The 24328-nt window shown below is 70.5% G+C and carries 29 protein-coding genes and 1 pseudogene; 22 read left to right on the forward strand and 8 right to left on the reverse strand.

Annotated features, from left to right (window positions below):
* The first annotated feature begins 150 nt into the window (after nucleotides 1-150).
* From OG990_RS10575 to OG990_RS10600, 6 genes are all read left to right on the forward strand, one after another.
* Entirely contained in the window at nucleotides 151-639 is a 489-nt protein-coding gene (locus OG990_RS10575) for a hypothetical protein (RefSeq protein WP_406080145.1), read from the forward strand.
* Nucleotides 640-891: 252 nt separating this feature from the next.
* On the forward strand, nucleotides 892-1857 hold the full coding sequence (locus OG990_RS10580) for a hypothetical protein (RefSeq protein ID WP_406080146.1): 966 nt from the start codon (nucleotides 892-894) through the stop codon (nucleotides 1855-1857).
* 333 nt (nucleotides 1858-2190) lie between these two features.
* Nucleotides 2191-2556, forward strand: coding sequence for a hypothetical protein (locus OG990_RS10585; protein ID WP_406080147.1), 366 nt, complete (start codon nucleotides 2191-2193; stop codon nucleotides 2554-2556).
* The gene (locus OG990_RS10590) at nucleotides 2553-3002 is read left to right on the forward strand and encodes a MerR family transcriptional regulator (RefSeq protein ID WP_406080148.1); all 450 of its coding nucleotides are present in this window, start codon (nucleotides 2553-2555) and stop codon (nucleotides 3000-3002) included. Before OG990_RS10585 ends, OG990_RS10590 begins: the two co-directional genes overlap by 4 nt.
* Entirely contained in the window at nucleotides 2986-3294 is a 309-nt protein-coding gene (locus OG990_RS10595) for a hypothetical protein (protein WP_406080149.1), read from the forward strand. The genes OG990_RS10590 and OG990_RS10595 overlap by 17 nt, the downstream gene beginning before the upstream one ends.
* Entirely contained in the window at nucleotides 3291-3626 is a 336-nt protein-coding gene (locus OG990_RS10600) for a YnfA family protein (protein WP_406080151.1), read from the forward strand. The genes OG990_RS10595 and OG990_RS10600 overlap by 4 nt, the downstream gene beginning before the upstream one ends.
* A 38-nt stretch (nucleotides 3627-3664) precedes the next feature.
* Here the strand turns inward: OG990_RS10600 and merB are convergent, their stop codons facing one another.
* Nucleotides 3665-5803, reverse strand: coding sequence for an organomercurial lyase (merB, locus tag OG990_RS10605; RefSeq protein WP_406080153.1), 2139 nt, complete (start codon nucleotides 5801-5803; stop codon nucleotides 3665-3667).
* 163 nt (nucleotides 5804-5966) lie between these two features.
* Between merB and OG990_RS10610 the strand changes: the two are divergent.
* A pseudogene (locus tag OG990_RS10610) lies at nucleotides 5967-6343 on the forward strand (MerR family DNA-binding protein).
* A 199-nt stretch (nucleotides 6344-6542) separates the two neighbouring features.
* On the opposite strand, the gene OG990_RS10615 reads toward OG990_RS10610, so the two are convergent.
* Together OG990_RS10615 and OG990_RS10620 are read right to left on the reverse strand one after the other, a co-directional pair.
* Nucleotides 6543-7118, reverse strand: a complete 576-nt coding sequence (locus OG990_RS10615) for a permease prefix domain 1-containing protein (protein ID WP_406080154.1) — start codon at nucleotides 7116-7118, stop codon at nucleotides 6543-6545.
* The gene (locus OG990_RS10620) at nucleotides 7100-7444 is read right to left on the reverse strand and encodes a PadR family transcriptional regulator (RefSeq protein ID WP_406080156.1); all 345 of its coding nucleotides are present in this window, start codon (nucleotides 7442-7444) and stop codon (nucleotides 7100-7102) included. The genes OG990_RS10615 and OG990_RS10620 overlap by 19 nt, the downstream gene beginning before the upstream one ends.
* Before the next feature lie 80 nt (nucleotides 7445-7524).
* On the opposite strand from OG990_RS10620, the gene OG990_RS10625 reads away from it, so the two are divergent.
* Together OG990_RS10625 and OG990_RS10630 are read left to right on the forward strand one after the other, a co-directional pair.
* Nucleotides 7525-8514, forward strand: a complete 990-nt coding sequence (locus tag OG990_RS10625) for an ATP-binding cassette domain-containing protein (RefSeq protein WP_406080158.1) — start codon at nucleotides 7525-7527, stop codon at nucleotides 8512-8514.
* Nucleotides 8511-9323, forward strand: coding sequence for an ABC transporter permease (locus OG990_RS10630; RefSeq protein WP_406080159.1), 813 nt, complete (start codon nucleotides 8511-8513; stop codon nucleotides 9321-9323). The genes OG990_RS10625 and OG990_RS10630 overlap by 4 nt, the downstream gene beginning before the upstream one ends.
* 116 nt (nucleotides 9324-9439) lie before the next feature.
* On the opposite strand, the gene OG990_RS10635 is transcribed toward OG990_RS10630, so the two are convergent.
* The 3 genes from OG990_RS10635 to OG990_RS10645 all read right to left on the reverse strand — a co-directional run bounded on the left by OG990_RS10635 (nucleotide 9440) and on the right by OG990_RS10645 (nucleotide 12412).
* Nucleotides 9440-10705 carry an MFS transporter gene (locus tag OG990_RS10635; RefSeq protein WP_406080161.1) on the reverse strand — a complete coding sequence of 422 codons (1266 nt, stop codon included), beginning with the start codon at nucleotides 10703-10705 and terminating at the stop codon, nucleotides 9440-9442.
* Entirely contained in the window at nucleotides 10705-12123 is a 1419-nt protein-coding gene (locus OG990_RS10640) for an FAD-dependent oxidoreductase (RefSeq protein WP_406080163.1), read from the reverse strand. The genes OG990_RS10635 and OG990_RS10640 overlap by 1 nt, the downstream gene beginning before the upstream one ends.
* Nucleotides 12124-12262: 139 nt before the next feature.
* Entirely contained in the window at nucleotides 12263-12412 is a 150-nt protein-coding gene (locus tag OG990_RS10645) for a hypothetical protein (RefSeq protein WP_406080165.1), read from the reverse strand.
* Nucleotides 12413-12498: 86 nt separating this feature from the next.
* Between OG990_RS10645 and OG990_RS10650 the strand changes: the two genes are divergently transcribed.
* Entirely contained in the window at nucleotides 12499-12876 is a 378-nt protein-coding gene (locus OG990_RS10650) for an ArsR/SmtB family transcription factor (RefSeq protein WP_406080167.1), read from the forward strand.
* On the opposite strand, the gene OG990_RS10655 is transcribed toward OG990_RS10650, so the two are convergent.
* Nucleotides 12848-13957 carry a flavin-containing monooxygenase gene (locus tag OG990_RS10655; protein WP_406080169.1) on the reverse strand — a complete coding sequence of 370 codons (1110 nt, stop codon included), beginning with the start codon at nucleotides 13955-13957 and terminating at the stop codon, nucleotides 12848-12850. The two genes, OG990_RS10650 and OG990_RS10655, sit on opposite strands and share 29 nt — an antisense overlap.
* 63 nt (nucleotides 13958-14020) lie before the next feature.
* Between OG990_RS10655 and OG990_RS10660 the strand changes: the two genes are divergently transcribed.
* The 8 genes from OG990_RS10660 to OG990_RS10695 all read left to right on the forward strand — a co-directional run bounded on the left by OG990_RS10660 (nucleotide 14021) and on the right by OG990_RS10695 (nucleotide 19855).
* Entirely contained in the window at nucleotides 14021-14350 is a 330-nt protein-coding gene (locus OG990_RS10660) for an ArsR/SmtB family transcription factor (RefSeq protein WP_406080170.1), read from the forward strand.
* Nucleotides 14351-14549: 199 nt separating this feature from the next.
* Nucleotides 14550-15251 (forward strand): helix-turn-helix domain-containing protein, encoded by a 702-nt coding sequence (locus OG990_RS10665; protein ID WP_406080172.1) that lies wholly within the window; start codon nucleotides 14550-14552, stop codon nucleotides 15249-15251.
* Nucleotides 15244-15906 (forward strand): arsenate reductase ArsC, encoded by a 663-nt coding sequence (locus tag OG990_RS10670; RefSeq protein ID WP_406080174.1) that lies wholly within the window; start codon nucleotides 15244-15246, stop codon nucleotides 15904-15906. The genes OG990_RS10665 and OG990_RS10670 overlap by 8 nt, the downstream gene beginning before the upstream one ends.
* 63 nt (nucleotides 15907-15969) lie before the next feature.
* Nucleotides 15970-16716: an aquaporin gene (locus tag OG990_RS10675; RefSeq protein WP_406080175.1), complete on the forward strand. Its 747-nt coding sequence runs from the start codon at nucleotides 15970-15972 to the stop codon at nucleotides 16714-16716.
* Nucleotides 16713-16898 (forward strand): hypothetical protein, encoded by a 186-nt coding sequence (locus OG990_RS10680; protein WP_406080177.1) that lies wholly within the window; start codon nucleotides 16713-16715, stop codon nucleotides 16896-16898. Before OG990_RS10675 ends, OG990_RS10680 begins: the two co-directional genes overlap by 4 nt.
* Nucleotides 16895-17302 (forward strand): arsenate reductase ArsC, encoded by a 408-nt coding sequence (locus OG990_RS10685; protein ID WP_406081715.1) that lies wholly within the window; start codon nucleotides 16895-16897, stop codon nucleotides 17300-17302. Before OG990_RS10680 ends, OG990_RS10685 begins: the two co-directional genes overlap by 4 nt.
* Before the next feature lie 71 nt (nucleotides 17303-17373).
* The gene (trxB, locus tag OG990_RS10690) at nucleotides 17374-18303 is read left to right on the forward strand and encodes a thioredoxin-disulfide reductase (RefSeq protein WP_406080178.1); all 930 of its coding nucleotides are present in this window, start codon (nucleotides 17374-17376) and stop codon (nucleotides 18301-18303) included.
* Nucleotides 18304-18457: 154 nt separating this feature from the next.
* Complete coding sequence (locus tag OG990_RS10695) at nucleotides 18458-19855, forward strand: FAD-dependent oxidoreductase (protein ID WP_406080179.1); 1398 nt, start codon at nucleotides 18458-18460, stop codon at nucleotides 19853-19855.
* A gap of 159 nt (nucleotides 19856-20014) precedes the next feature.
* Here OG990_RS10695 and OG990_RS10700 read toward each other — a convergent pair whose 3' ends face one another.
* On the reverse strand, nucleotides 20015-21058 hold the full coding sequence (locus OG990_RS10700) for an ArsO family NAD(P)H-dependent flavin-containing monooxygenase (protein WP_406080180.1): 1044 nt from the start codon (nucleotides 21056-21058) through the stop codon (nucleotides 20015-20017).
* Nucleotides 21059-21231: 173 nt separating this feature from the next.
* On the opposite strand from OG990_RS10700, the gene OG990_RS10705 reads away from it, so the two are divergent.
* From OG990_RS10705 to OG990_RS10720, 4 genes are all read left to right on the forward strand, one after another.
* Entirely contained in the window at nucleotides 21232-21603 is a 372-nt protein-coding gene (locus tag OG990_RS10705; RefSeq protein WP_406080181.1) for an ArsR/SmtB family transcription factor, read from the forward strand.
* A gap of 45 nt (nucleotides 21604-21648) precedes the next feature.
* Nucleotides 21649-21858, forward strand: a complete 210-nt coding sequence (locus OG990_RS10710) for a four-helix bundle copper-binding protein (RefSeq protein WP_406080182.1) — start codon at nucleotides 21649-21651, stop codon at nucleotides 21856-21858.
* Nucleotides 21859-22392: 534 nt separating this feature from the next.
* Nucleotides 22393-23091 carry a hypothetical protein gene (locus tag OG990_RS10715; protein ID WP_406080184.1) on the forward strand — a complete coding sequence of 233 codons (699 nt, stop codon included), beginning with the start codon at nucleotides 22393-22395 and terminating at the stop codon, nucleotides 23089-23091.
* A gap of 105 nt (nucleotides 23092-23196) precedes the next feature.
* Nucleotides 23197-24189: an IS481 family transposase gene (locus OG990_RS10720; RefSeq protein WP_406080185.1), complete on the forward strand. Its 993-nt coding sequence runs from the start codon at nucleotides 23197-23199 to the stop codon at nucleotides 24187-24189.
* Nucleotides 24190-24328: the final 139 nt, after the last annotated feature.

Consider the following 24328-nt stretch of genomic DNA (forward strand, 5'->3'; position numbering starts at 1 on the left):
CTTCTTCTCGTAGGGGTCAGCGGCGGTCAAGCGGTGCACCTCGTGCGCCGACAGGAGCCACCGGAGCCAGGTCGTGGCGCCGTCCCCGATTACTACTTCGATCCATCGAACAGTGATCGGGAGGCGATCCGGCGTCACTATGACAGGGCGGTGCTGCTGGATCCGGTCTGGGCGTGGACGACGATGTGCGGACGGGTCTGGGCGGCGATGGTCGGCGGCGACGGTGGTGCGCTCAGCAGATACCGGGAGCCGGCGTTCGCGCCGACCTGCCGGCGATGTCTGGCGCTAATGGATCGCCTGTTCGCCGCGCCCGCGGTTGATCAGCGGGTGCCGGTCGTGGCGCAGCTGGTCTACGCTGCGGTGCGCGAGCACGGTTACGCCGAGGTGCGTGGGGTGCCCGGGGATCAGCTCACCGTGCTCCGGAGGCAGATCCGGTCGCTGATCCGGCAGCGGACGGGTCATTCGAGTCAGACCTTCGTTCAGCGTGACCTGGTGCTGGTGATGTGCGGGCCGCTGGGTGCCCGCCACGAGCAGGCCGAGATGCGGGCCGCTGCGGAGGCGGTCGAGGCTGCCCTGTTGGGTGTGGAGCCGATGACGTCAGTCCGGCCCGAATGGGTTGTCTCGTGGAGCGGCAGCTAGACGTAGCCTGGGCAGATCTACGACGTCATCGTGCTGAGCGAAGTCGAGGAGGGAGAGCTGGCCTTCGTGCATAGTTCGCAGGCCGTACGAATCTGGCCACCGTGCTCCGCCACGATCGACCGCGGATATCGGTCGGATTACCTTGGCACAGGCGATCAACACAGCCCTACCGGGCTGGCCGGTACTCATGTTCCGAGGTGAGACCGAAGCTGCCACGAGTTGAGCCTGAAGTGAACGTCTACAGTGCGCTACATGACTGCCCGCGCCACTGATCCGGGTACCCCGGTGCCGATCGTCGTTCGGCGAGCCGTGCGCGCGCTGGGTCTGGAACGGGCCGCACTCAAGGATGAGGTGGAACGCTACGGCCAGGATCCGCAGCCGGGCTGCCCGTACTTGGTGGAGAATCTCGCGTGGCGCGTGGCGCCGCGGCACACCCAGCGAGCTCACCGGCGGCGGCTGTGGCAGGACGTCATGCTGTACGCGCGAATTGTCACGGTCAACGTCATGGACCATCTGTGGGCGGCCCAGCGGTTGCTGGACGTTACGGACGAGCTCCCGCTGTACGCGCACATGACGGTCGGGCGGGTTGTGTGCGAGGCGGCCGCGAAGGCCGCCCACCTCTTGGACCCTACGATCGACTACGAGACGCGGCTGTTGCGTGGCGCGGTTGTCCTACTCGACGATGTGGACTCCCGGGTTAAGGCGGCGAAGGCGCTCCCCGGGTCGCTGCCGGTGACGCCTGACGCGCTCACTGAGGCGGAGCGGAGCTCGCAGGCCCTGCGCAATCGCATTGCGAGTGCAGGGATCACGGAGGTGCCCGGGGCCCATGGCAGGCCTGCATGGCTACAGTTTTCCGACCGCAATGGCCGGGTGCCGCTGAAGCTGCAGCTGATCAGCCTGGTCGAGACGTCCTTCCCGCACCGGCCCAATCTCTACCGGCACACTTCGGGCGTGGTGCACAGCGCCCCATGGATGCTCGCCGACGCAGTCACCTCCACGCGGATGGTGCCCCACCTGCAGCTGAGCCCCGACATCCTCGGCATCGGCGCGACCGCGCTGACCTGTCTCGACGCCGCAGGGGTGCTGTCCGGGGCGTACGCGTCGTACTACGGTCACGACGCTTCCGCCGCCACGACCGCCCGTCAACTGCGTACTCGGGCGATGGACGTGTGCATGAACGAGTGGTTCGCCCGGCAGCAACTCGCCGCCGGGCGCTGACGCCCGCCTCCTTCTGCCGAGGGCCGCCTGCGCCGTGGCCGGTTGATCCGCACCTGGGCCACCTACCTGGCCCGCCGGGGGGTGCGACAGTTCCGGCCGGGAGCGCAGAGAGGGGACGTACCGGTGATCTGAAACCGTCAAACTTGACGGGTTGTGTCGGCACGTGATCGTGCGCCGTCGTCCGTCATCGTTGCTACAGGCGCTGCTACATCGTTGGTGGGCCTTGTCGGACCTCCGACGGCCTGGCGACGGCCTGCATACCACCACTGAGTGGCGAGGAACTCCAACTCGGGCTTGCATCTGGTACCTAGGTACAGGCTTACTGTCGGGGGTATGAGCAGTATGAGCAACCAACACATCACGGCAGAGGACGTGTGGGTTCCGGATGCCTGCACCCTGCCGACGGCTGAGCGGCCGCTGCGGCTCGCCGAGTTCGATCAGTTCTTCAGCGACGCTGTCCGGGGTGTCGACCGACTGTCGGCACAGCATCTGCGGTTGCAGCTCGACGGCGCGGCGCAGGTGGAGGAGACCGCGCGGGATCTGACGGCCCGTGAGTCGCTTTGCTGCTCGTTCTTCGCTTTTGACCTCTCCCGGCCCTCTCCGGACTCCCTGACGTTGGACGTTCGGGTACCGGTGGCACACGTCGACGTGCTCGATGCTCTCGCCGAGCGGGCTGCGGCTTTTCGGGATCAGGGATGACCGGGTCGGGATTGCGCAGCGGCCAGCTGGCAGACGCGGCCGGGGTCAACTTGCAGACGCTGCGCTACTACGAGCGCCGCGGCCTGCTCACCTCCCCGCAGCGGTCACCCGGCGGGCATCGGCTCTACCCGTCCGAGACAGTCACCCTGCTGCGGGTCATCAAGACCGCGCAACGCCTCGGCTTCACCCTCAACGAGGTCGCCGACCTGCTCGACGCCGGCCGGCACCACCACGGCACCCGCCCGGACACAGGCCTACAAGCACGGGCCTCCCAAAAGCTCGTCGAGGTCGAAGAGAAGTTGGCTGACCTCACCGTCATCCGCGACACCCTGCGCGCCGCCATCTCGGCCGGCTGTGACGACCTGGTCGCCTGCGCCGGCAGCTCCTGCTGCCCCCTGCCATTCGTTGAAATCGCCGGAAGGAACGACCGTGTCGACACCTGCTGACCGACTGCGCCGCCTGCTCCCCTCCAGCATGACCGGACTCGCGGCAACCGCCTGCGCCGCCTGCTGCGTGCTGCCGTTGCTGCTGGCCGCCGGGATTTTGAGCGGTGCCGGCTGGGCCGCCGCCAACCGTTTCCTGCCCGGCGTCGCCGTCGCCTTGGCCGTGCTCGCCGGCCTGTCCTGGTGGTGGGCCAGCAAGCGCCGCCACACTGCCGGCTGCTCCGGTGGCAACTGCTCCTGTGGCCAGGCCGACCAGCGCGACCGCGAGGTGGCCCCGCTACGGTCCGACGTATGACGGTCGCGCGCTCGATCCTGCTTTTCCTGCTTGCCGCACTCGCCGAAATCGGTGGCGCCTGGCTGGTGTGGCAGGGCTGGCGGGAAAACCGAGGGCTGTGGTGGATCGCGGCCGGAGTCACCGCCCTCGGGTTCTACGGCTTCGTCGCCACCTTCCAGCCGGATCCGAACTTCGGCCGCATCCTGGCCGCCTACGGCGGCGTCTTCGTCGCCGGATCCCTCGCCTGGGGCATGGTCGTCGACAAGTTCCGCCCCGACCGCTACGACCTCATCGGCGCAACCATGTGTCTCGTAGGGGTCGCCGTCATCATGTACGCCCCGCGCAGCAGCTAGCGCAAGCCGTCACGCTCGATAACGCCGCATCCGGATCGTTACGGCTGCGGGCGCTCCTTGTGCCCAGCTTCGAGGAGTTGGACCATCTCGGCGATACGTTGGGGCCGTTGATCGGGTCGGCGTTTGGTGGCGTCGATCCAGCGTAGGTAGGCCCGCCGGTAGAACTGGGCCAGGGAATCGAAGAACGCTGCGGCCTGCGGATGCGTTTCTAGCGCGGCGGCCACGTCTTCGGCGAGGTCGTCACGTTGGGGGCCCTCGGGCTCGATGGTGACGGTGACGGTGTCGCCGACGGCAAGGCCGCAGCCGCGTAGCCAAGCCGGGCCGAGGGTGAACGCGAAGCCGTGACCGTCTGGTTCGACGACGCCGCGCACACCTATGTTGTTGACGGTGCCGCGGATGTGGTGGCGGGGCTTGGTTCCCCAGACGGTGTCCGGGTTGAAGGGGATCGGGATCAGGACCCGGCCGCGGGTGGCGGCGGCGACCATGGCGGTGAACTGTTGACCCTTCACGGAGTCGTCCATGTGAGGCACCTTTGTTCGGTTCGACAGCGGGCGGGCCGGCGGTGCTGGGTGTCGGCCTGAGGCGAGCAGCGGTTCGAAGATGTCGCGGCCTAGCGTGACGGCCTGGTCCTGGTCGAGGACGGTGGCGGCCAGACCGGGATGGGCGGCGATCCACGCCTGGGCGTTCGAGGCGTTGGTGAAGAAGTTGATGGTGGAGCAGCAGGTATCGACCGAGCGGCCGGTCGTTCCGGTGGCCGCGTACACGATCACCGCCTCCGTCAGCTGGAAGGTAGCGGCACCGTTGGTGATGGTCACGCGGACCGGTTGGCCGGTGTGCGGATCGACAGAGGTGATCACCGCGTCGGTGCCGAGCATGAACGGCATGCCCAACGCGTCGATGGCACACATCGCGAACACCTCGACATCGCCGAGCGACACCACGTGCGGCGTTGGCGTTGGTGAGAACGGGTAGGCCGCGACCAGACGCCCGGCGCTGTCTACGGCGACAAGGTCCTGCCGAGCGAGTTCGCGCAGCGCGTTTGCTGTGTCCAGTTCTGCCGTGTTGACGGCAGTGCGGATGTCGGCGCCGCTGGGAGCAGTCCCGGTGGCGGCGAAGTGGCGCAGGATCGCCCGGTGCACCTGCCGCAGCCTGTCGGGCAGCTGCTCGGCACGGCGGGGCCGGTCGGTCCGGATGGCGTTGCCCGGCTGTGCCCAGCAATCGGCCAGGCTGGGCTCCGTCGCGGCGGTAGCGGATTCGGCGCCCATCGCCTGGCGCAGGGCAGCGCGTATGCGCCCACCAGTGGGCAGATCCAGCCGACAGGCCGCCGGCCCGTCACCGCTGCCGCCCATCACGTCCACGCCGTTGACCAGGATCGACGGCGACGGATAGTCCCCCACCACCTCGGTCACCACCGCAGGCAGCCCGAGGTCGGCCAGCGCGGCCTGCAGCGCCTCCCGAGCCCGAGCAAGGTTCGGACAGTCCGGCACGGAACGGAGCTCAACGCTCACCCGGCCATGCAGGGCTGATCCGACGAGGGCCTCGATGAACCGGCCCGCGCCGTCGATGGCCTGTTCGACAGGGAACACCGCGATGTCCTCGCGTCCTTGGGCCTCAGCCCAATGACCTGCAGCCTGCCCGCTGGAAAAGAACAGCTGGTCACGGCAGCAGCTGGACATCACTGCTGCAACCGCGTCGCCCACACTCTTGCCGCGCGCTCGCACGAAGGACACGACAGCACCATCGGCCGAGTTTTCCTGAATGCCGTCCGGTCCCAGGAGCAGCGAGATCGGCTGCCCGGTCGTCTCCAGCGACGACTGCACCGCGATGGTCTTGCCCAGCACTCGCGGTAGCCACAAGGTGTCCGGCGCGCACCACGCATACAGCGTCTTCCCGTCGACTGTCAGTCGGTGCGGCGACGGCATCTCGGGCAGGGACAGGCCCCAGAAGGCAATGATCCTGCCCTGGTTGTCCTGGTGGTGAGTGCCGGCCAACACGCCGTCGAGAGCAGCGGCCACCTGCTGCTCCGGCACACCGAGTCGCCCGGCCAGCGCGGGGGCCGTGACCGGCGTGCCCTCGGCGAGCAGCCGCCACAACCCGACGGCGAGGCGCGCCTGCGCCGGATCGAGCACCGGCATGATCTTCAGGTACTCCGCCAGGAGCCAGTCCAGCTCGCCCACCTCGGCCCCTACAGCATCTGCCGCTGCGGTCATCAACAGCCTCCCCACGGCAAGCGGCCTCGATGGCAAAACGCACACCGCCTGGCCGTCACGGCTCTACCGGTACCAGACTGGACCTTCCAGTACAGGGGAAGGTCAAGGCGCGACGACAGGAGGTCACCGGATGCGGATCGGGGAACTCGCCGCGGCAACCGGCACGACCACCAAGACGCTGCGCTTCTACGAAGCCAGCGGCCTGCTCCCACCCGCGCCGGCTACCGCGGCTACGGCGGCGACGCCGTTGCCCGGCTCGACTTCATCCGCCGCGGCCGTATTGCCGGACTCACCCTTGCCCAGATCCGCGACATCCTCACCGTCCGCGACACCGGCCACGCCCCCTGCGGACACGTACGCCAACTGCTCGCCGACCAGCTCGCCGCCATCGACGCCCAGCTCGCCGACCTACACGCCCTGCGCGCCACCGTCGCCCAGCTCCACCACTCCGCCACCAACGCCGAACCCGACACCTGCCCGCCCGAGCAGGTATGCCGCTACCTATAGCCGCCCAGGTGTCCTGGGGCTCTCGACGTTGAAGCGGAGCTGAAACAGGCCCTGGTCCTCGCTGACCAAGTGGCCGAGCGCTTCCCGGCCGCGGCGGTCCTCGGTCCCGTGGAGTCGGGCACCCGCGGGCGGTGGGGGCCATCGCCGCGACGCCTCGCCAATCGCCTCGCGACGAACGGCCAGGCGCGCGACAAGCCGGTCAGTGTGCGCGTGCTCGGGGCAGGGATTGCAGGGTCAGGCCGATGCGGGCCAGGCTGATCGGAATCGCCACGAGCATTGGCCACACCAGGGTCGGGGCGAAAAGCAGAACGGCGGCCACCATCGCCACGTCCAGAGCGACAAGGCCGAGACCGCCGGCGTCCCCCAGGCGAGCGCGCCGATAGCTACGCCGGCTGGTCGCCGCAGTGATCAACGCGGCGACGACGGCAAGCAGCGTGAGCCCGAACACGGCCGCAGCCGGAGCGGGAACTGGCCAGCTCCAGACGTGGGCGGCGACGAGGGTGGCGCCCCAGCAGGCACCGACAACGGGGCCGGTGGCCAGCAGCATCCGGGCGGTCCGCCGGCTCGGGGAGTGCACGACGAACGCGTCGGTGATCTGGTCGACCGTGCCGAATTCGGCGATCGCGGCTCGGGCCGCGTCCGCCGGCGGCAGCCCGGCGGCGAGGTGGTGCTGCCAGGTCTCGGTCAGCCCGTCGGCGAGCTCGTCGACCGCGTCGGCAGGCAGGCGGCGGGCCAGGACGCCGAGGTGGGCGTCGATCAGCTGGTGGCTGGCCACGGCTTGGTCCCCAGCATTGTGGTGATCGCGGCGGCGAACTCGCGCCAGTTGTTGCGGTCGGCGTGCAGCCGCCGCTCGCCGACCGGGGTGAGCTGGTAGGTACGCCGGCGCCGGCCGTCCACGCTCGACCAGGACCCGGCGATCAGACCAGCGCTTTCCAGGCGGTGCAGGGCCGGGTAGATGGTGCCGGTGGGCAGGTCGAACCGGCCGCCGCTGCCCTCCCGCAGGGCCTCCTTGACCGCGTACCCGTGCCGCGGACCGTCCTCCAACGCGGCGAGGAGCAGCACGTCCAGATGGCCCTTGAGCTCCTGCGCACCCACCTTCATGAGCGGAGCCTATCCCCTGCATAGGTAGTTATGCTACTGTCCGGCCGATAGGTAGTAATCCTAGCTATTGGGTGGTCGAGATGGGTGAACGACCGGCGGTCGAGGCGCAGGGCCTGGTCAAACGGTTCGGTGAGGTGCCCGCCCTGGCCGGCGTGGACCTGCAGGTGCCGACCGGCGGGGTGCTCGGGCTACTCGGACCGAACGGGGCGGGCAAAACCACTGCGGTGCGGATCCTGACCACGCTGCTGCCCCCGGACGCCGGGCGGGCCAGGGTAATGGGCTTGGACGTGGTGCGTCAGGCGGACGCGGTGCGACGGGTCATCGGCCTGTCCGGTCAGTACGCCGCCGTGGACGCCTACCTGACCGGTCGGGAGAACCTGCGCATGATGGGTCGGCTGTCCGGACTGCCCCGGGCCGCCGCGCGGCGGCGGGCCGATGACCTGCTGGAGCTGTTCGACCTCACCGACGCTGCCGGCCGCACCGCCCGGACCTACTCCGGCGGGATGCGCCGCCGCCTCGACGTGGCCGCGAGCCTGGTCGCCGCGCCTGCCGTGCTGTTCCTGGACGAGCCCACCACCGGTTTGGACCCGCGGGGGCGGCTCGGGCTGTGGCAACTGCTCGGTGAGCTGACCACGCACGGCACCAGCATCGTGTTGACCACCCAGTACCTGGAGGAGGCCGACCGCCTCGCCGACACCATCGTGGTCCTCGACCACGGCCGGGTCATCGCCACCGGCACCGCCGACGAGCTGAAGACTCAGGTCGGCGGCGACCGCCTGGAGCTGCAGGCACCCCCCGGCGCCAACCCGCACCCGCTCGCCGCAGCGATGGCCGGCCTCGGTTCCGCGCCGCCAACCGTTGACGTCGAGGCCGGCCGCATCGTCGTTCCGGTCGCCGATGGACCGGGCATCCTGCCTGACGTCGCCGCCCGCCTCGCCACGAGCGGGCTGCGGGTATCGGACCTCGCCCTGCGCCGTCCCACGCTCGACGACGTGTTCCTCACCCTCACCGGGCAGCCCACGACTACACCGTCCGCCTCGGACACCATGACGACCGGGAGCGTCCGATGACCGCGACCATCGCGCCGGGCAGTGTCGTGCGAATGAGCGGGCCGGGCTGGCTGCTGGCCGACGTTGCCACGATCACCGGCCGCAACCTGCACCGCCTGATGCGGGTACCGACGCTGATCGCGTTCGCCACCGTGCAGCCGGTGCTGTTCGTCCTGCTGTTCACCTACGCCTGGGGCGGCGCCATCCACCCGCCCGGCGTCACCCGCTACATCGACTACGCGCTGCCCGGCATCTGGGTCCTCGCCATCGCGTTCGGCGCCTCCCAGACCGGCGTCGCCCTCGCCGACGACCTGACCACCGGCATGATCGACCGGTTCCGGGCACTGCCGATGGCCCGCTCCGCCGTCCTGGCCGGCCGCGTCGCCGCAGACGCCGCCCGCAACCTGTTCGTCCTCGCCCTGATGACCGGCGTCGGCTACGCGATCGGATTCCGCTTCCACGCCGGCCCAGCCGCCGCGCTGGCCGCGATCGGGCTCGCCCTGGCGGTCGGGATAGCGTTCTCGTGGATCTTCGCGCTGCTCGGGCTGCTCGTCCGCGACCCCGAGTCGGCCGGTATCGGCGGACTCTTGGCCGTCATCCCGCTGATCTTCACCAGCTCCACGTTCGTCCCGGTGGCCACCTTCCCCGGCTGGCTGCAAGCCTTCGCCAACGTCAACCCGATCACCGTGACTGTCGACGCGCTGCGGGCGCTGTGCCTGGGCGGCCCGACCGCCACCCACGTGTGGCAGGCCCTGATCTGGATCGGTGGACTGCTCGCCACGGCCATACCCGCAGCTGTCATCCGCTACCGATGCACCACCGCCACATGAACACCCAGCCGGTGCTCGACGACGGCTGAGGTGCCAGGCCCGACAGGTGGCTTCGGGACATGACGCCCCCGCGCGTCACCGCCTGCTGGGCCCGCGCTGCGAGCTGGCTCATTGCTTTAGGACCTACCTCCCTGCAAGTCAGCGTTCGCGGCTATCTGCGCAGAGGTTTGTGCGCGTAGCAGCATGCCGGCTGTCGCGACGGCGCAGCAGATCGCGACGGCGATGAGCAGCGACTGGTAGTTGCGCGCCGCGTGGAGCAGGGCGGCAGCGGCCAGCGGAGCGGCAGCTCGGGAGACTGTGACGGGCAGGGCGAGGATGCCGGCGATGCTGGCGTACGCGGTGGTGCCGTATCGGTCGGCGAGCAGGGCAGGTGCGGCGAGGCTGGACACGCCGAAGCCGAGCCCGAACGCCACGACCGCGACCACGGAGCCGGTTCGGCTGCCGGCCAGGACGGGAAGGCACGCGGCGGCAACGGCCTGGATCCCGAAGATCACGGCGACCACGGTCGTCATCGAGGCGAGCCGCCGGGCTCCGGTCAGGACGATTCGGCCGGTGACGGACAGGACGCCGAGCAGGCCGGTGACGGCTGCGGCGAAGGTCGCGGGGTGGCCGCGGCTGGTGAGGTAGCCGACCAGGTGGACGACCATCGTGCTGGTCGCGGCGCCGTGGGCGACGAAGGTGATCACGAGGATCCAGAATCGGATGTCGCCGGTCGCGGTACGGGCTGAGGCCGGCCGCCCCTGCCGTCGTTGGTGCGTGGGTGGGTGGGGTGGTCTGCGGATGGTGGCGGCGTGCAGCGGGACGGTGATCAGTCCGTGGATGGCGGCGAGGACGATCAGAGCGGTGCGCCAGTCGAGGTGTTCGACGAGGACGCTGGTCAGGGGGAGGAAGATCGTGCTGGCGAATCCGGCGACGATGGTGACCGCGAGGAGGGCGTTTCCGCGTCGCTCGGGGGTGAACCAGGTGACGATGACGGCGAAGGCGGGTTCGTAGAGGACCATCGCACCGGTGACGCCGATGCCGATCATCACCGCGTAAAGCTGCCAGACGGTGTGGACCTGGGACCAGGCCAGGACCAGCGCGGTGGCGCTCGCCGAGCCGACGGTCATGAGGGCACGTCCGCCGTGGCGGTCGAGCCACCGCCCGACGGGGATGGCCATGAGGGCGCCTGCGAGGACGGACGCGGTCAGCGCGCCGGTGGCGGCGGTGGTGGACGCGCCGAGACTGGTGGCCATCGGGTGCAGCAGGACTGCATAGGCGTAGTAGAGGGTGCCGTAGCCGACGGTTTGGGTGATGGCGAGCGCCGCGACGATCCGCCGGCCGTGGGTGCTGTGGTGCCCGCCGACGCTGGCGTCGGCGGGCACCGTCGTGGTGGCGGGCATCAGCTACCGCAGCAGCCACCGGTCTGACCGCCGGCGGGGGCGGCGTCGAGGGTGATAAGGCTCAGCGGAGCGGACAGCAGCCCACCGGCGATGCCGGTGGCCAGACCCCGCCCGGCCGGCTCGGCGACGGGAGCCGGGCCGCAGCAGCTGTCACCGTTGACCGAGTCGGCGGGGTTGCTGTTGCAGACCCCGGTCTCGGGCAGGTCGAGCTGCACGTCGCGGGCGGCGTCCCAGTCGCCGGCGAGGGCCGCGACGACGGAGCGGACCTGCTCGTAGCCGGTGGCCATGAGGAACGTCGGTGCCCGGCCGTAGCTCTTCATCCCGACCGCGTAGTAGCCGACCTCCGGGTGGGACAGCTCGTCCACGCCGTGTGGGGGCACCGTGCCGCAGGAGTGCTCGTTCGGGTCGATCAGCGGCGCGAGGGCGCGGGTGGCGCCCATGACCGGGTCCAGGTCCAGCCGCAGCTCGGACGCGATGGAGTGGTCGGGACGGAAGCCCGTGGCGGCGACGATCCGGTCCACCGTGATCGACTCCTCACCACCGTCGGCGTGCCGCACGACGACAGCAACGCGGCCGTCGGTCGAGGTGAGGGCGTGCACCGAGAAGCCGGTGAGCAGCCGGATCCGGCCGGCGTCGACGTGCGCCCGCAGTCGGGAGCCGAGTGCGCCGCGCGCCGGGAGGGCATCCGCGTCCCCGCCCCCGTAGGTGCGGGCCGGGCTGGCCGTGCGGATCGCCCAGGTGACCGTGGTGCCGGGTTCGGCGGCGGCCAGCTCCGCCAGGGACAGCAGCGTGTTCGCGGCGGAGTGGCCGGCGCCCACGACCAGGGTGTGCCGGCCGGCGAAGCGGTCCCGGTCCGCTTCGAGCACGTCCGGCAGGGCGTGCTCGAGGAACGCCGCCGCGTCCTTCTCGCCCCGGGCGGCCAGGCCGGAAGCGCCGAGGACGTTCGGGGTGCCCCAGGTGCCGGAGGCGTCGATCACCGCGCGGGCGAGGATCTCCTCGCCGTCGGCGAGACGGACCAGGAATGGCGTGGACTCGCGTCCCGCGGTGCGCAGCCGGTCGAGGCCGAGGCGGCTGATCGCCTCGACGCGGGCGCCGTAGCGCAGGTGCGGCTTGAGCCGCGGCAGCTCCGCGAGGGGCTGCAGGTAGTCGGCCACGAGGTCCGCGCCGGTCGGCAGGGCCTCCAGGTCGGGGGCGACCCAGCCGGCGTCGTCGAGCAGCCGCCGGGCGGCCGGGTCGATGTTGTACCGCCACGGGGAGAACACCCGGACGTGGCCCCACTGGCGCACCGCCGCTCCGGCGGTGTCGCCGGCTTCCAGGACGGTGAACGGCAGGCCGCGCTCGTGCAGGTGCGCGGCGGCGGCCAGGCCGACCGGACCAGCACCGATCACCACGACGGGGAGGTTGTCCAGGGCACTCATCAGGGAACTCCTTGTGTTGAGAACAATCAGATCAATCGGCGGACGGTGGCCTGGGCGGCGAGGTCACCGGCTGGTTAGGTAATGACGGGATTGCGGCGTTCGAGCAGGGTCACGTCGGGCTTAGCAGTTCGACGCTCCGCTAGAACCGTCCGTAGGCCGCATACGTGGCGGTGCGGGCGGCGTCGTAGAGGCGCTGAGCCCGCTGGTCGGTGGTGGTGACCTCGGCGCAAGAGTCGCAGAACCGGACACCAGCAGCGGGCGACTTCGATCGACGCGCGAACCGGAACATGACATTCCCCTTCCTTCGGACGGCTGTCTTGACGTCCGTCGAATCAGAGAGTTGCATGCTGATTAGAGAGATGTCAACCTAGAGGCATGTCGAAGCAAGTGGCTCCCCTCACCCTCATCGATCTGACTGCCGACACGCCGTGCTGCCCACCTCTGGCGCAGCGGCGCGTGCCGGCCGAGACCGCGGCGGTGCTGGCGCCGGCATTCAAGGCCCTCGGTGACCCGGTGCGGCTGCAGCTGCTGTCGATGATCGCCTCCGCCGAGAGCGGGGAGGCGTGCGTCTGCGACCTGACCCCGGCCTTCGACCTGACCGGGCCCACGATCTCGCACCACCTGAAGGCGCTACGCGAGGCCGGACTGGTCGACTCGGAACGGCGAGGCACGTGGGTGTACTACCGCGCCCGGCCAGCCATCCTGCGTCAGCTCGCCGCGCTGCTCACCGTGGAGCCGACACCCGCCGCGTGAGCCGGGACCTCCCCCGAATTCCGCCGGACATGCCTGCGGCCAGGGCGCTGACGACGTAGGTAGCGTCGCGGCCGACGCCGCGCAGCGTGTTCGACGAGAACGACCGCTGGAACTCCAACCCCACATAGACCAACCCCGGGTGGGTGGCCGAGATCCCGCCCACGTGCCGGGGCATACCGTCCTCCAAGGTCCCGAGCGGGGCGAGATAGTCCAGGTGTGGGCGGTAGCCGGTGGCGAAGATGACCGCGTCGACCGGCTCGCGGCTGCCGTCGGCCCAGACGACGCCATCGGGGATGAACGCGGTGAACATCTCCCGGCGGGCGAGGAGCCCGGAGGCGACGGCGTCGCGGTAGACGCCGGTGTCGAGCACGGCGGCGTGGCGGACGAGGCGGGTGAGCACCCACCGTGGGAGGCGGTCCGCGCCGGTGACGTCGAGCCAGTGGTGCAGGTCCCGGCCGCGTATGCGCTGCGGTACGAACTGGATCGGCGCCCTGGTGGCCAGGGTGACCGTGGCGTGCGGAGCCAGTTCGTGCGCGACCTGAACGGCGGAGTTGCCGGCACCGACGACGATGACCCGCTTGCCGGCGTAAGGCTCGGGCCGACGGTAGTGCGCGACGTGCCGCAGCTCGCCGGCGTAGTGACGCTGGCCGGGCAGGACGGGCAGGTACGGGTTGCCGAAGGAGCCGCTGGCGGCGACGACGCCCGCCGCCGCGATCTCGTCGCCGGTGTCGGTGTGGACGAGGTACCCGCCGGCCGGGCGCGAATGCACGGCGGTGACCCGGACCCCGTTGCGGATATCGGCGTCGACGCTGCCGGCGTAGCGGCGCAGGTAGGCGACGACCTCGTCGCGGCACGGATACCGGTCGAGGTCTTCCCCGCTGAAGGCCATGCCGGGCAGGGCGCTGTATCGGGCCGGGGAGAACAGGGTGAGGCTGTCGTAGTAGTCCGGCCACGAGCCGACCGGCTCGACGCCGACGTGCAGGACGACCGGGCGCAGCCGGGCAGAAAGGGCGGCACGTGCGGCGGCGAGGCCGGACTGACCGCCGCCGACGATGATCACGGGTTCTGGAGAGGTGGTCACACCATCATCATATCGTCGTTTTGTTGAATGACAATATGATGATGGTGGGGGAGGCTAGGAGACATGGATCAGTCGACGCCCGCAGCCGGGGCGCCCGCCACCGGGCCGACCGGGCTGGCGCCGGACACGCAGGAGTTCCTGAAGGCGCTGGGCAGCCCGACGCGCCAGCGGATCATGATGCTGTTCGCGCAGGGCGCCGAGCTGTCGGTCGGAGAAGTGGCCGAGCGCACGGGCATCAGTCAGGCCACAGCGTCGCAGCAGCTGACCCTGCTGCGACGGGGGCGGGTGGTGACGTCGCGGCGCGACGGGAAGACCGTGTACTACCGGGCCGACCGGGACGGGGCGCTCGCGGCGCTGACCGAGTTGCAGGCCTATCTGATGACCTGCTGCTGACCGGACTTCACGCCCAAAGCGACGCCGGCCACCCGGACTTGACCGCCCCGCGGACCTGACATGCGGCGCGAGACCTGGAGCTGCACCCTGCCCAACGGCTGGTCACAAGGGCGATCCGACATCTGGCCTCCGCCACGGGGCTACACCCTGTGACTAGTCCCGCTTGACAGCTCTCAATCGCTCAGCAATCATTGAGTCAATGACTACTGAATTTGCTTCCCTGTCGGGGCGCGCACGGATCCACGCCGCCCTCGGCGACCCGGCGCGCCTGGCGATCGTGGACGCGCTCACCCTGGGCGACGCCTCCCCCGGCGAGATCGCCCACGATCTCGGCATGCCGACGAATCTGGTCGCCCACCACGTCAAGGTCCTCACCGAAGCCGGCCTGGTCGTCCGGGGCCGCTCCGAGGGCGACCGGCGTCGCACCTACCTGCGGCTACAACCCGAGGCTCTGGCCACGCTGACTCCGCCGCCGCTGGCCCGGGTGGGCCGGGTGGTGTTCGTGTGCACCCGCAACTCCGCCCGCTCGCAGCTCGCCGCCGCCCTCTGGTCCGACCGCACCCAGACGGCGGCGGCCTCTGCCGGCACGAAGCCCGCCGGGCAGGTTCATCCTCGCGCCGTCGCCGTGGCCCACCGGCACGGCCTCGACCTGAACCCGACCGGCACCTCCCACGTCGCGGACATCCTGCGGGACGACGATCTGGTCATCGCCGTTTGCGACAACGCCCACGAGGAACTCACCGGCCCGGTCCGGCCGCGCCTGCACTGGTCGGTTCCGGACCCGGTCCGCGTCGACACCGACGCCGCGTTCGAGGCCGCGTTCGCCGACCTGGCCGCCCGCGTCGACCGCGTCGCCCCCGTCATCACCCCCGCCATGAGTTCGGGAGACCGCCATGACTGACACCAGTCCCTACCTGCGCGAAGACCTCTCCGTCGACCAGCAGCTCGCCCTGCGCACCGCCGCCGCCCGCCTTGCGGCCGAGTTCGACGGCACCTACGGCACCGAGACGGTGGAGCGGTTCCTGCACGCCAGCTACGACCAGTTCGCCACCGTCGGCAGCGTCCCCAACTACCTGCCGCTGCTCGCCGAACGGTTCGCCCGCCAGCGGCTGCGGGCCCTGGCCCGAGTGGAGGGCCATCACCGTGACGGCCGCCCGGTCGCCTTGTTCTTGTGCACCCACAACGCCGGCCGTTCCCAGATGGCGCTCGGCTTCTTCACCCACCTCGCCGGCGACAGCGCGGTGGCGTGGTCGGGTGGCAGCGAACCCGGGATCGAGGTGAATCCGGCGGCGATCGCGGCGATGGCCGAACGCGGCATCGACATCTCGGAGGAGTTCCCGAAGCCCTGGACCGACGAGGTCGTGCGCGCCGCCGACGTGGTCGTCACGATGGGCTGCGGCGACGCCTGCCCCGTCTTCCCCGGCACCCGCTACGAGAACTGGGACCTCGACGACCCTGCCGGCCTCGACCTTGCCGGCGTGCGGCCGATCCGCGACGAGATCGAACGCCGGGTCCGTCGCCTTCTCGACGGGCTGCACGTCCCCGCAACCCGTTAAACCACCACACGCCGGGCCGACACCCGGCTCCGGGAAGTCACACCAATGGGAGAGAACAGACTGATGACCATCGCACTCTGGCGGCGGCTGCTGGCCGAGTTCACCGGCACCGCCCTGCTGGTCACCGCCGTGGTCGGCTCCGGCATCATGGCCACCGCCCTCTCCCCCGGCGACGTCGGCCTCCAGCTGCTGGAGAACTCGACCGCCACCGCGTTCGCCCTCGGCGCGCTCATCCTGATCTTCGGACCGGTCTCCGGCGCGCACTTCAACCCGGTCGTCTCCGCCGCGGACTGGTTCCTCGGCCGCCGCGCCGGCACCGGGCTGACCGGCCGGGACCTCAGCGGCTACACCGTCGCCCAGGTCGCCGGGGCGATCGGCGGGTCGGTGCTGGCGAACCTGATGTTCGACCTGGCCGCCGTCGACTTCTCCGGCAAGGACCGCGCCGCCGGCAACCTGTGGCTGGGCGAGGTCGTGGCCACCACCGGCCTGATCCTGCTGATCTTCGCCCTCGCCCGCTCCGGCCGGGCCCCCGTCGCCCCCGCGGCGATCGGCGCCTACATCGGCGCGGCGTACTGGTTCACCTCGTCGACCTCGTTCGCCAACCCGGCGGTGACGATCGGCCGGGCGTTCACCGACACGTTCGCTGGGATCGCTCCCGCCTCGGTGCCCGGCTTCGTCATCGCGCAGCTCGTCGGCCTCGCCGTGGGCGTCGGTCTCCTGGCTGCGCTCTACCCCGACGCCGGGCAGGCCGCCGACCAGGTCGTCGTGCCCACCGACGAACGTGACCCCGCGCTGGACCATCACGCATGAGCGCAACCCCGGAGCACAGCGGAGTGGACAGGTCGTACCGGGGCCTGCTCAACCCGCCGCGTCCCGCCGGCCGCTACCGCCAGCTCGACCGCAACAGCAACCCCGACCTACACCTGCCCGCGATTCCTGACGAGGCGCCGGTCAACCGGCCCTGCGACCCGTACAGCAAGAAAGGCTCCTGATGTCCAAGCCCAGCGTCCTGTTCGTGTGCGTCCACAACGCCGGCCGCTCCCAGATGGCCGCCGGTTGGCTGCGCCACCTCGGCGGCGACGCCGTCGAGGTCCGCTCCGCCGGCTCCGCCCCCGCCGAGACGGTCAACCCGGCTGCGGTGGAGGCCATGCGCGAGGTCGGCATCGACATCACCGACCAGACGCCCAAGCTCCTCGAGTACGAGACCGCTGAGTCCTCCGACGTCATCGTCACCATGGGCTGCGGCGACGCCTGCCCGGTCTTTCCTGGCAAGCGTTACGAGGACTGGAAGCTCGAAGACCCGGCCGGCAAGGGCGTCGAGGCCGTCCGCCCCATCCGCGACGAAATCCGCGCCCGGGTGGAGGAGCTCCTCGCCGACCTCACCCCCGCCGCCTGACACACCTCCCCCGTCTGTTGCCCGCCGCCGGCCCGTCCGGCGGCGGGCACACCCCTGAGCAGGAGCCCCTCGTGCCCGACCCGCACCGCCTGATCATCATCGGCTCCGGACCCGCCGGATACACGGCCGCCCTTTACGCCGCCCGCGCCAACCTCGCACCCCTGGTCATCGAGGGCAGCCAGTCCGGCGGGGCGCTGATGACCACCACTGAGGTGGAGAACTTCCCTGGCTTCCCCGACGGCATCACCGGCCCTGAGCTGATGGACAATCTCCGCAAGCAGGCCGACCGCTTCGGCGCCCAGTTCATCACCGACGACGTCACCCGCGTCGACCTCACCGGCCCCGGCTTGAAGACCGTGTACGTGGGCGAGAAGGCCTATCGAGCCGAGGCTGTCATCCTTGCCACCGGGTCCGCCTGGCGGCCTCTCGGCGTCCCCGGCGAGCAGGAACTCCTCGGCCACGGCGTCTCGTGCTGCGCCACCTGCGACGGGTTCTTCTTCCGCGACCAGGACATCGCCGTCGTCGGCGGCGGCGACACCGCAATGGAAGAGGCCACCTTCCTCACCCGCTTCGGCAGCGTCACCATCGTGCACCGCCGCGACACCTTCCGCGCCAGCCGCATCATGGCCGAGCGCGCCCTCACCAACGACAAGATCCGCGTCGTGTGGAACAGCGTGGTCGAGGAGATCATCGGCAACGACGGGGTAGCCGTCGGAGCGCGCTTGCGCGACGTCCACACCGGCGAGGTCACGGTCCTCGACGTCACTGGCGTGTTCGTGGCCATCGGCCACGATCCCCGCAGCGAACTGTTCCGCGGCCAGGTCGACGTCGACGACGAGGGATACGTCCTCGTGCAGTCCCCCAGCACCCGCACCAACATCCCCGGCGTCTTCGCCGCCGGAGACCTCGTCGACCACACCTACCGGCAAGCCATCACCGCCGCCGGCACCGGCTGCGCCGCCGCCCTCGACGCCGAGCGGTACCTCGCCGCCAACTCCTGAATCTCCGTCGGTCCTGCCGGTTGCAGGTCCGGCAGGACCGACATCCCGTAGTCAGCTCCGGGGCGCCAGGGGGTTCTTGAGCTGCACCCCGATGCGCGGCAACCTACGCTGTGAAAATGTCCGCGCGCCCACGGCCGCCGATAGCAGAGGCATCATGTCCCACATTTTGATCATCGGCGGCAGCGACGCCGGCATCAGCGCCGGGCTGCGCGCCCAGCAGGTCGACCCGTCCGTCGAGACCACCGTGGTCGCCGCCGGCGCCTTCCCCAACTACTCGATCTGCGGCATCCCGTACCACATCTCCGGCGACGTGCCGGACTGGCGGGACCTGGCCCACCGCACACGCGACGACCTCGAACGCGCCGGGTTGCGGCTCGTCTTGGACACCCGCGCCCGGCACATCGATCCCACGTCCCGCACCGTCACGGTCAGTGGACCAGGCGGGCGTGACGAAGAGCTGCGCTACGACCGGCTCATCATCGGAACCGGCGCCGTCCCGGTCCGCCCGCCGATCGCCGGCTTGCACGAGCTCACACCGGCCGACGGGGTGCATCTGCTGCACACCATGGACGACACCCTCTCCCTTGCCGAGACGCTGCGGCGGGGCCCGGAATCCGCGCTGATCGTGGGGGCGGGCTACATCGGGCTGGAGATGGCCGAAGCCCTGCACGCCCGCGGCCTGCAGGTCACCATGGTCGAGCAGATCCCGCAGGTGCTGGGCACCGTCGACCCGCAGCTCGCGACGCTGGTCGCCGACGAACTGGCGCACCACGGCGTGCGGGTCGTCACCAACACCACCGTCACCGAGGTGGCACGCGACGGCGGCCGGCTGAAGGTCACCGGCCATTCCACCGACCAGTTCGGCGACACGGGCAGCTTCAGCCAGGTCACAGACGTCGTGCTCGTCGTCGTCGGCGTGCGGCCCGACACCGCGCTCGCGCAGACCGCCGGGGTCCGGCTGGGAGTGCGCGGGGCGATTGCGGTGGACCGGCGGATGCGCACCGGCGTGCCGGACGTCTACGCCGCCGGGGACTGCGTGCACACCTACCACCGGCTCCTGGACACCACCACGTATCTGCCGCTCGGCAGCACCGCGCACAAGCAGGGCCGCGTGGCGGGAGAAAACGCCGCCGGCGGCGACCGGCAGTTCGCCGGCTCGCTGGGCACCCAGGCGGTCAAAGTCTTCGACCTCGTAGCCGCCCGCACCGGCCTGCGCGACGCCGACGCCCGCGAGCACGGATTCGATCCCGCCGCGCACGTCTCCCGCGTCGACGACCACAAGGCCTACTACCCGGGTGCCAAGCCGATCACCACCGCGATCACCGGCGACCAGCGCAGCGGACAGCTGCTCGGCGCCCAGCTCATCGGCCACCGCGACACCGCGGTCGCCACCCGCGTCGACATCTACGCCGGCGCCCTGCACCACCGCATGACTGTCGACGCCCTCACTGACCTCGACCTGTCTTACACCCCGCCGCTGGGCAGCCCCTGGGATGCCGTGCAGATGGCCGCGCAGCTGTGGGTCAGTGCCCACACCGCCGACCTCCCCTGACGGCGTCAGGGTTTCGCCTGCTCCCGTGGACTCTCTTAGTCGCTCCGCATTCCTCGCTTGCGGTGTCCCGATGTCCGGGCGATCCGCCAGTCACTTCGGTTGACCTCGCCGCTGCGTTGGCACCATTGCGACCACTTCGTCAGGCCCCACCGGTCACGTTCAGGCGCGTAGCAGCTCGCTGATCTCCGCGACCGTGGCCTTGGCGGTGCGCCCCGCGCCGGCCAGCGTCGCCGACGCGGGGCCGGTCCAGTCGCCGTAGCCGAGCAGGTAGAGGCGGGGCTCGTCGACCGACCGGGTGCCCACCGTCGGCACCCCGTCGTCGGCCAAGGCCAGGCCGAGAGGCGCCAGGTGCGCGAGATTCGGCTGGAATCCGGTGCACCAGATGACGGCGTCGCAAACCTGCTCCCGGCCGTCGGCCCAGGCGACGCCGAGTGGGGTCAGCCGCTGGAACATCGGCTGCGCGGTGAGGACGCCGCGGTCACGAGCGGCGCGGACGCTGGGGACCATGACGATGTCACCGAGGTCGGACACGCCCTGCGGCGATCCCTGCTGCGCGTGGCGTGTGGCCACGCCGAACAGCACCCGACCGTCGACGTCGTCCGGCATGAACCGCGCCGCGCGCAGGGTGACCCAGGTGGCCTCGGCGACCCGGGACACCTCGGCCAGGATCTGCGCCGCGGAGTTACCTCCGCCGACGATCACGACCCGCTGCCCCCGGAACTGCTCCGGCGAGGTGTAGTGCACCGTGTGCGGCTGCCGGCCGGCGAACTCCTCACGGCCCGGGATGTCGGGCACGTACGGGCAGTCCCACGTACCGGTGGCGGAGATGACGTACCGGGCCAGCCAGCTCCCGTCGTCGGTCTCCACCGCCAGGCGCTCCCCGGCTGGCCGCACCTCGTGCACCCGGACCGGCCGGCGCACCCGCAGGTCGTACCGCTGCTCGTAGGCCCGTAGGTAGTCCACGACGTGCCCGGCGGTCGGGAACTCCTCGCCCTCCTGCCGAGGCATCCCCCACCCCGGCAGCGGGCTGTACTCCGCTGGGGAGAACAACCGCAACGAGTTCCAGCCATGCCGCCACGCGCCACCCGGCTGCGACTGGGCGTCGAGGATGACGTAGTCCAGACCGGCGCGGCGCAGGTAGTAGCCCGCCGCCAGGCCCCCCTGCCCGCCCCCGACGACCACCACGTCACACGATCCGGGCACGCCGGCACCTCCCTCCGTCCGCCGATCATCATGCCGAGCGGCCCAAGATCCCCACACGCTGGGCCGATGCAGACACTCGCCCGTCCGGCGGCGGACACGACCGGGACGGATCAACAAGGCTCCCTACCCGCAAACTGACGGTGACCCGGTCCTGGTTCCACCGGCGTGGAACGATGGAAGACGTGGGAACTGCGAAAACTGCTACGCCTGCTATCTCGCCGCTTGCTGGCGAGCCGATTAAGCGTGCCGATGCTGAGCGGCTCGCGGGAGTGCTGAAGGCATTCGCCGACCCGGCCCGGCTGCGACTGCTCAGTCTGATCCAGTCCTCTCCGGAGGGCGAGGCGTCCGTGAGTGACCTCACCGCGCCGCTTAATCTCTCCCAGCCGACCGTGAGTCATCACCTTCGGATCCTCACCGAGGCCGGCCTGCTCGAGCGCGAGAAGCGCGGCGTCTGGGCGTACTACCGCCTAGTGCCGTCCGCGATCGCCGCGATCGCCGAGCTGTTGACGCCGCCCCGCAAGCGGGCGACGAAGAAGGCCCGCTGAGCGGCACTGTCGAAGGCCGGCGACGAGTGCGAGCGGCACGCCGGCATGCATGAGCACTGCCGGGTGTGTGCTGAGGCGTGCCGGCGCTGCGAGAAGGCATGCCAGGATCTCCTGGCAGCGCTCGGCAAGGTCCGTGTTGACGTCGGTCGGCCGACCACACACGATTGCCGTGACCTTGCGACCGAGTTACTCAAGTCGGTCGAGCCTCGGCGCTATCACTCGCACCGCTGGAATCCGATGGCCCACCCGCACTGATCCGGATGCACGAGAGGCCCGCATCAGCGGGCCTCAAGGCGGGCGCGGGAGCCCGGAAGGGCGTCCTGCGGTCTTTAGGCTAGCAGGACTTTGTGCGTCGCGGGCAAAGTCCTGCAGGCGACACGGGAGGCCGCCACTCGAGGGGACATAAGCGGCCCGAGTGCACAGGATCGCCTGCGTTACGAAGAGCCGCCCCGCCGCCCACGTACCGAGATGTTGCGCGACGACCCGGCCGCAGCTCGACGGGACAGCCATCCCTAGCAGTACGTCCTGCGCGGCGGCGAGCACCGGCGAGCGTGGACGGGCAGTGCCGGTATCGGCCTCGGGCACGGGCGGGGCCGGGTGGGCAGAGCGGCAGTTGCGAGCGGCCGGACGAGCTGTTCGCCATGTAAGCGAGAACGTTGTGTCATGCCGGCGACAATGGGAGATGCGGTCCCGCGTCGTCGTGCTCGACGAACTTAATGGCAGCGGGTCCGGGGCCGCGCAAGCCTCGCCTGTGGCCGTCCTGCAAGTAGGGGCAGCCATACTGCTGGCATGCGTGACGGCCTGCATGGACCGAACGTCATCATCGCTGGGGAGCAGGTTCTGCTTCTCGTGGCGGTCAGCGGTGGTGAGGCCGTGCACCTCGCGCGCCGGCACCGGCCGTCGGAGCCGGGCCGCGGCGCTGTACCCGAGCACTACCTCACGGGCGGGGATCGCGAGCGGGAGGCAGTCCAGCGGCGGTATGACGTTGAGGCGCTGCGGGAGCCGGTCTGGGAGCACACGACGATGTGCGGCCGGGAGTGGGCGCTGATGGTCGGGGGTGAAGGGGGCACGCTGAGCAGGTACCGGGAGCCGGCGTTCGCGCCGACCTGCCGGCGGTGTCTGACGGCGATGGACCGCCTGTTCCCCGCGCCTGCGGTCGACCGCAGGGTCCCGGTCGTTGCCCAGGTGGTCTGCGGCGTGGTGCGTGAGCGCGGGTACGCGGAGGTCCGGGAGGTGCCCGGTGACCAGCTTGCCGTCCTCCGGAAGGAGATTCGGTCACTGATCAGGCAGCAGACGGGCCACCCCGCCCAGACACTCGTTCACGGCGATCTCCTGCTGGTGATATGTGATCCGCTGCGGGACCCGGAGGCAGAGATGCGCGCGGCGGCCGAAGCGGTAGGAGCAGTGCTGTTCGGGGATCAGCCGCTTCCGGCCACGCGACCCGAGCGGCCTTGGATTGTCACGTGGACCGCGTGGGACCTGGGCTAGATGTACTGACCACAGACGTTGGTGACGGGTAGATCTTGAAAAAGGTGAGGGCCTTCGGGTTCGGTGTGGATTGCGACGTCCTACCCCGAACCTGCGGAGGCCCTCATGCCCCACCGTAATGCACCGTTGTCCGAGACTGGCAGGCTGCGCCTGGCCCGCTGCGTGGTCGAGGAACGGTGGCCACTACGCCGGGCCGCGGAACGTTTCCAGGTCTCACCCACCACCGCGAAACGCTGGGCCGATCGATATCGCACCGACGGGCCGGCGGGTATGACCGACCGTTCCTCACGCCCGCACCACAGCCCGGCCCGGACCTCGCAACGCACCGAACGGCGTGTCGTCAAGGTCCGGACCCTGCGCCGGTGGGGTCCGGCCCGCATCGCGTTCCTGCTCGGGCTGAACCCGGCCACCGTGCACCGGGTCCTGACCCGCTACCGCCTCGCCCGGCTCACCCACCTCGACCGGGCCACCGGCCGGATGATCCGCCGCTACGAGCACGAACACCCCGGCGACCTGGTGCACGTCGACATCAAGAAACTGGGCAACATCCCTGACGGCGGCGGCCACCGCGTGCTCGGACGCCATGCCGGCACCCGCAACCGCTCGGCCATGCCCGGCGTCACCCGCGTGCGACGTGGCGAGCCCCGGCTCGGCTACCACTACCTGCACAACGCCGTGGACGACCACTCCCGCCTGGCCTATACCGAAATCCTGCCCGACGAGACCAAGGAAACCGCCACCGCCTTCTGGTCACGCGCCCACACCTGGTTCACCGCCCAGGGCATCACCGTCACACGAGTGCTGACCGACAACGGCTCCTGTTACCGATCCCAACTCTGGCGCGACACCCTCACCACAGCCGGGATCACCCACAAACGCACACGGCCCTACCGACCCCAGACCAACGGGAAAGTCGAACGCTACAACCGCACCATGCTCGATGAATGGGCCTACGCACGCCCCTACCGCACCGAAACCGAACGCCGTGAAGCCCTGCCCGCCTGGCTGCACACCTACAATCACCACCGCGGACACACCGCACTCGGCGGCCTACCACCCACCAGCCGCGTCCCCAACCTCTCGGGTCAGTACAGCTAGATGCCGGATCGGCCCTTCCGCGTGCTCGCCACTCGCGGCTGCTTGAGCTGGATCTGCAGCGCGGCTCCTGGACGCGGTCAGATGGGCGGGGTTGCGGTGCTCGCCGCGTACGCGGCCGGCAGCTCGCCGGACGCTGCGT

Source organism: Micromonospora sp. NBC_00858 (assembly GCF_045207365.1).
GTDB lineage: Bacteria > Actinomycetota > Actinomycetes > Mycobacteriales > Micromonosporaceae > Micromonospora.

Excerpts from the sequence above, each read along its gene's own strand:
- OG990_RS10580 (WP_406080146.1), top strand. The coding sequence starts at position 892 with ATGACTGCCCGCGCCACTGATCCGGGTACCCCGGTGCCGATCGTCGTT.
- OG990_RS10585 (WP_406080147.1), top strand. The coding sequence starts at position 2,191 with ATGAGCAGTATGAGCAACCAACACATCACGGCAGAGGACGTGTGGGTT.
- OG990_RS10590 (WP_406080148.1), top strand. The coding sequence starts at position 2,553 with ATGACCGGGTCGGGATTGCGCAGCGGCCAGCTGGCAGACGCGGCCGGG.
- OG990_RS10600 (WP_406080151.1), top strand. The coding sequence starts at position 3,291 with ATGACGGTCGCGCGCTCGATCCTGCTTTTCCTGCTTGCCGCACTCGCC.
- OG990_RS10620 (WP_406080156.1), bottom strand. The coding sequence starts at position 7,444 with ATGAAGGTGGGTGCGCAGGAGCTCAAGGGCCATCTGGACGTGCTGCTC.
- OG990_RS10625 (WP_406080158.1), top strand. The coding sequence starts at position 7,525 with ATGGGTGAACGACCGGCGGTCGAGGCGCAGGGCCTGGTCAAACGGTTC.
- OG990_RS10630 (WP_406080159.1), top strand. The coding sequence starts at position 8,511 with ATGACCGCGACCATCGCGCCGGGCAGTGTCGTGCGAATGAGCGGGCCG.
- OG990_RS10635 (WP_406080161.1), bottom strand. The coding sequence starts at position 10,705 with ATGCCCGCCACCACGACGGTGCCCGCCGACGCCAGCGTCGGCGGGCAC.
- OG990_RS10640 (WP_406080163.1), bottom strand. The coding sequence starts at position 12,123 with ATGAGTGCCCTGGACAACCTCCCCGTCGTGGTGATCGGTGCTGGTCCG.
- OG990_RS10645 (WP_406080165.1), bottom strand. The coding sequence starts at position 12,412 with ATGTTCCGGTTCGCGCGTCGATCGAAGTCGCCCGCTGCTGGTGTCCGG.
- OG990_RS10650 (WP_406080167.1), top strand. The coding sequence starts at position 12,499 with ATGTCGAAGCAAGTGGCTCCCCTCACCCTCATCGATCTGACTGCCGAC.
- OG990_RS10660 (WP_406080170.1), top strand. The coding sequence starts at position 14,021 with ATGGATCAGTCGACGCCCGCAGCCGGGGCGCCCGCCACCGGGCCGACC.
- OG990_RS10665 (WP_406080172.1), top strand. The coding sequence starts at position 14,550 with ATGACTACTGAATTTGCTTCCCTGTCGGGGCGCGCACGGATCCACGCC.
- OG990_RS10670 (WP_406080174.1), top strand. The coding sequence starts at position 15,244 with ATGACTGACACCAGTCCCTACCTGCGCGAAGACCTCTCCGTCGACCAG.
- OG990_RS10675 (WP_406080175.1), top strand. The coding sequence starts at position 15,970 with ATGACCATCGCACTCTGGCGGCGGCTGCTGGCCGAGTTCACCGGCACC.
- OG990_RS10680 (WP_406080177.1), top strand. The coding sequence starts at position 16,713 with ATGAGCGCAACCCCGGAGCACAGCGGAGTGGACAGGTCGTACCGGGGC.
- OG990_RS10695 (WP_406080179.1), top strand. The coding sequence starts at position 18,458 with ATGTCCCACATTTTGATCATCGGCGGCAGCGACGCCGGCATCAGCGCC.
- OG990_RS10705 (WP_406080181.1), top strand. The coding sequence starts at position 21,232 with ATGGAAGACGTGGGAACTGCGAAAACTGCTACGCCTGCTATCTCGCCG.
- OG990_RS10710 (WP_406080182.1), top strand. The coding sequence starts at position 21,649 with ATGCATGAGCACTGCCGGGTGTGTGCTGAGGCGTGCCGGCGCTGCGAG.
- OG990_RS10715 (WP_406080184.1), top strand. The coding sequence starts at position 22,393 with ATGCGTGACGGCCTGCATGGACCGAACGTCATCATCGCTGGGGAGCAG.
- OG990_RS10720 (WP_406080185.1), top strand. The coding sequence starts at position 23,197 with ATGCCCCACCGTAATGCACCGTTGTCCGAGACTGGCAGGCTGCGCCTG.